This is a genomic window from Cellvibrio sp. OA-2007, from assembly GCF_000953825.1.
GTDB lineage: Bacteria > Pseudomonadota > Gammaproteobacteria > Pseudomonadales > Cellvibrionaceae > Cellvibrio.
Genome location: NZ_BBUL01000051.1, coordinates 1 through 4,491, shown reverse-complemented (window position 1 = coordinate 4,491; position 4,491 = coordinate 1). Strand labels below are relative to the sequence as shown.

The following is a 4,491-nucleotide window of genomic DNA, read 5'->3' as shown; positions in this document are numbered from 1 at the left end:
TGGTAGTGTGGGGTCTCCCCATGTGAGAGTAGGTCATCGTCAAGCTTCTAATACTAAAAACGCCCTGTAGAATTATCTGCAGGGCGTTTTTTTATTTTCGCTTTTCGAAAATTTATTGCTTTTAACTTGGGTTTATTTTTTAACTCTTTATTTCGGCGACTAAAAAGATGGATTTTGTGGTGCCGCTCTGCTTATATGGCTCCCTTTTTCGCCATTAATTCACTGGATTTAGTGCTGTGCTGACTATTGATCTTGCTGCCATACAGTCTAATTGGCTCAAATTAAAAGCTATTGGCGCTAATGCTGCTGTAGCGGGTGTTATTAAAGCTAATGCCTATGGCTTGGGTGCAAGCAAGGTTGGTAATGCTCTTTATGCTGTTGGGTGCCGCGAGTTTTTTTTGGCTTCTCTAGATGAGGCGCTTGCTGCCCGATCCTTTCTGCCTGCAGATGCAGTTATTTATGTATTGGGTGGCATTCACTCGGGTGATGAACTTCTATACATTGACTCTAACCTAATTCCTGTTCTTTGCTCATCTTCGTCAGTAACTGCTTGGGCGAAGGCCAATATCAGGCTCGGAACCAGTGCGATTTCGGCGATTAAAGTGAATACGGGGATGACGCGTTTTGGGCTTGATATATACGAGTTCGAGTCACTATGTGCCGATATGGATTTACTGCGCGCAATCAACCCTGTTTTATTGATGAGCCATCTTGCCTGCGCTGATGCTCACGAACACCCTCTCAATCAACAGCAACTTAATCGTTTCATAAATTGCGTTAATTTGATCCATCCCTTGCTGCCCGGTCTTCGATTTAGTCTCGCAAATTCTTCCGGTGTTTTTTTAGGAGATAAATGGCACTTTGATTTATTGCGTCCAGGTGCTGCGCTCTATGGGATTAACCCTACCCCGCATATAGGTAATCCTATGGAGCCAGTGGTGCGCTTATCGTTACCGATAACGCAGGTGCGTGAGCTTGATGCTGCTGCTGTAATTGGTTACAGCAGCACTGCGGTTTTATCAGCGGGGGCTCGTGTTGCTGTTGTTTCAGGGGGGTATGCTGATGGCTTGCATCGTACTTTAGGGGCTCAGCCTGCAGGTTACTTAAGTGGTCAATTAGTGAAAGCAATTGGTCGTATGTCAATGGACTCCACAATTTTTGATGTGTCAGGTCTTGACGTGCGAATCGAATCCTTGCTTGAGCAAGAAATTGAGGTTATCAATTCTTCTCTATCGTTAGATTATCTGAGTAAAAAAAATAGCTCCTTGGGATATGAGGTGCTCACCAGTCTGGGGCCGCGTTTTCCTCGATCCTACCTGAGAGGGCTTCATAATGACTGAGATGATTGGTTCTGACGTGACGCCACAGCGGCAGATTCTTGATCTGCTTTCCGATGGTCAATTTCATTCAGGAGAGGAGCTTGGGGTCTTATTAGGTGTTAGCCGAGCTGCTGTTTGGAAACATTTGCAAAAACTGGAAGTGCTGGGGATTAAGCTGGTTTCAATTAAAGGGCGAGGTTACTGCATAGAGGGAGGGTTGGACTTATTTGACATTAAAAAAATAAATGCTTTTTTACACACAGCTCTACCGCTTAATTTCCATCTGTTTTTTGAGATTGACTCAACAAATGCTTTTCTCATGCGCCATGCAAATCCCGCTCAGCAAGTGTGTCTGGCTGAAGCGCAAAGTTCCGGGCGCGGACGTCGTGGGCGCACTTGGGTTAGCCCATTCGCGCAAAATATTTATTGCTCTGTTGGATGGGGTTTTGAGGGAGGAGTCGCGGTTCTTGAAGGGCTCAGCTTGGCGGTTGGATTGGTGATCGTACGTGTTTTGCAGGGTTATGGTATTGTCGGGTTGAAATTGAAATGGCCCAACGATGTGCTCTATGAAGATAGAAAGCTTGCGGGTGTGTTAATTGAAATAACGGGTGATCCTGCTGGTTATTGTCAGGTAGTTGTAGGTGTGGGAATCAATGTCAACATGGGCATTGGTGAGGGGAAGGAGATTGCACAGCCCTGGATAGATTTACACAGTATTCTGGCACAGCAAGAGCTTCCGCTGGTGTCACGCAATCAGTTGGTGGCCGCATTGGTTGATGAATTGGTAGAAGTGCTTGGTGAGTATGAGCGTAAGGGGTTTGCAGCTTATTGTGCGGAATGGCAATCATTTAATATGCATGCCGGACAGGTGGTTGAACTGAGTAATGGCAATCTTATTTGCTCGGGTGTGTGTGTTGGTGTCAGTCAAGCGGGAGCGCTGATATTGGATACTGAGCAGGGTAGAGAGCTGTTTCATGGGGGCGAGATATCTCTGAGGCGTGCTGATGATTCTTGAAATCGACATGGGCAATACCAGGTTGAAATGGCGGGTTCGAAGCCAGTCTGCGGTCGTTGCTCGTGGAGCTTTGGGTATAGAGGAGCCGCTAGATTTATTACTCGATGAAATAAACCTCTATCGCAGCGTGATAAACACAGCATGTGTGGCCAGTGTGGTTGGGGAGATCTTGGAGCAGAGGATTGCAAATTGGTGTGTTGAGCATTTTGGGCTTCAGCCAATGTTCGCACGCAGCAGTATTGCATGTGGTGCTGTGCGCAATGGCTATCGTCAGCCGCAGATGCTGGGTGTCGATCGCTGGTTGGGAATTGTGGCTGCTTATCGTGCGATAGGCGGCGCATGCCTAGTGGTGTCCTGCGGTACTGCTGTGACTGTCGATTTGATTGCTTCGGATGGCGTGCATCAAGGAGGATTTATAGCGCCCGGTTTGAGTCTGATGCTTAATTCTCTTGAACATGGTGCGCGCCAGATAAAATTAGATCCTATGCCTTCCATGCTAGGCTTAACGCCAGCAGCATCGACATCCGGTGCTGTATATTCAGCGTGTGCAGCCATGCTGAAAGGCCTGATTGATAATGGGGTGCAGCACCTAAGCAAGATCAATCGGGAGAGTAAATGTGAGCTTATATTTACAGGTGGCGACGCTAGTAAATTGCTACCTTTTTATCCGCAGGCCCGGCTGATTCCTGATCTTGTGTTAGATGGCTTGGCTGGAGTCTTGGATTTGACCCAATAGTTGGAGTGACGAATGCGGGCAATTTTTATATTGTTGATTGTGGGTAATATTGCATTTTTTGGGTATCACTATTTTTTTATGGTCGAAAAAGAGGTTGTGGCCGGTGTTCAAGTGGGGGCGGCCAGGGGTTCTGCTGGGGAAGGATTGCAGCTTTTGAGTGAGGTTGTGGATCCCAAGGGCGCGCGAGCAAGAGTAAAGGAAACGAGGGTGATTGAGGGGGCGGTTGCTAGTGATTCGTCGTCGGGAGCTGAGCTTTGCACCATGATCGGTCCTTACGGACAATTGCTCCAGGCGGAATATGCTGTAGAGCGCTTGGTTGCCTTAGGGGCTCCCGCACATATTATCCCTATCGAAATTAAGGAGGGGGAAATATATTGGGTGTTTTTAAAGCCGGAGGTTTCTGAAAAAGAAGCGTTGCGTCGCCTTTATGAGCTGCAGAAAAAAAATATTGAGAGCTATGTTATTACCAAGGGCGAGTTGACCAACGGTATTTCCTTCGGACGGTTTGCGGATTATGGCGAGGCGGAGGCGCGCTCTGCGGAAATTAAGCAGCAGGGATATGAGGTTTATATAAAGATGCTGCCCAAAATGATCCAAGAAACATGGGTTGTAATTGATGCTGGTTTTGCTGAAAAAATAGACGAAACGGTGTGGTCAGGATTGTTGATGCAAGAATCTAACTTAGAAAAGCGACAAAATTTCTGTTTAGGTGTTGCTTCCCAGTAAATGTTTCACTAAAATTCTGCCTCCACAAACAGCAGTGGTCAAAAAGCTGGCGTAGCTCAGTAGGTAGAGCAGCTGACTTGTAATCAGCCGGTCGGGGGTTCGATTCCTCTCGCCAGCTCCAACTTTGATTGTTGTTGTGTTGTAACTCTGTGAATTTGTTAAAAAAATAGATTGACAGTCAGCAACGTGGGCCGGAAAATGCCGGCGGTTTTCGGCAGGGGTTCCCGAGCGGCCAAAGGGATCAGACTGTAAATCTGACGCGTAAGCTTCGATGGTTCGAATCCATCCCCCTGCACCATTTTATATAGGCGAATGCCTGTGAGCTAATAGCCAATATCTGATTTAAGCGGGTATGGTTCAATGGTAGAACCTCAGCCTTCCAAGCTGATGGCGCGGGTTCGATTCCCGCTACCCGCTCCAAACTTTATGATGTTTTGGCTCATATAGCTCAGTTGGTAGAGCACACCCTTGGTAAGGGTGAGGTCAGCAGTTCGAATCTGCTTATGAGCTCCATATCTGCTGCGAGGGGTGGTCTCTCGCAGCTTTTTTATCTGTGTGATTGTATTTACGTCTGAGGAGGCGCTCGCAATGGCGAAGGAAAAGTTTGAACGTAACAAGCCCCACGTCAACGTGGGCACCATTGGTCACGTTGACCATGGTAAAACCACATTGACTGCAGCCTTGACTCGCGTGTG

Annotated in this window: 5 protein-coding genes and 4 tRNA genes; all 9 read left to right on the top strand. The window is 47.3% G+C overall.

Annotated features, from left to right (window positions below; translation table 11 throughout):
• Window positions 1-236 precede the first annotated feature (236 nt).
• Window positions 237-1,340 (top strand): alanine racemase, encoded by a 1,104-nt coding sequence (gene alr, locus AWU77_RS02315; protein ID WP_062058661.1) that lies wholly within the window; start codon window positions 237-239, stop codon window positions 1,338-1,340.
• Window positions 1,333-2,334: a bifunctional biotin--[acetyl-CoA-carboxylase] ligase/biotin operon repressor BirA gene (birA, locus tag AWU77_RS02310; RefSeq protein ID WP_307124582.1), complete on the top strand. Its 1,002-nt coding sequence runs from the start codon at window positions 1,333-1,335 to the stop codon at window positions 2,332-2,334. Before alr ends, birA begins: the two co-directional genes overlap by 8 nt.
• Window positions 2,324-3,070: a type III pantothenate kinase gene (locus tag AWU77_RS02305; RefSeq protein ID WP_062058658.1), complete on the top strand. Its 747-nt coding sequence runs from the start codon at window positions 2,324-2,326 to the stop codon at window positions 3,068-3,070. Before birA ends, AWU77_RS02305 begins: the two co-directional genes overlap by 11 nt.
• 12 nt (window positions 3,071-3,082) lie before the next feature.
• Window positions 3,083-3,796, top strand: a complete 714-nt coding sequence (locus AWU77_RS02300) for an SPOR domain-containing protein (protein WP_062058651.1) — start codon at window positions 3,083-3,085, stop codon at window positions 3,794-3,796.
• A 45-nt stretch (window positions 3,797-3,841) separates the two neighbouring features.
• Window positions 3,842-3,917 (top strand) — tRNA-Thr (locus AWU77_RS02295).
• 93 nt (window positions 3,918-4,010) lie between these two features.
• Window positions 4,011-4,094 (top strand) — tRNA-Tyr (locus AWU77_RS02290).
• Between the two features lie 48 nt (window positions 4,095-4,142).
• Window positions 4,143-4,216, top strand: a tRNA-Gly gene (locus tag AWU77_RS02285).
• Between the two features lie 17 nt (window positions 4,217-4,233).
• Window positions 4,234-4,309: transfer RNA gene (locus tag AWU77_RS02280), tRNA-Thr, on the top strand.
• Window positions 4,310-4,384: 75 nt separating this feature from the next.
• Window positions 4,385-4,491, top strand: a 107-nt coding sequence (locus tag AWU77_RS02275; RefSeq protein WP_202966612.1) for a GTP-binding protein, incomplete at its 3' end; no start/stop codon positions are given.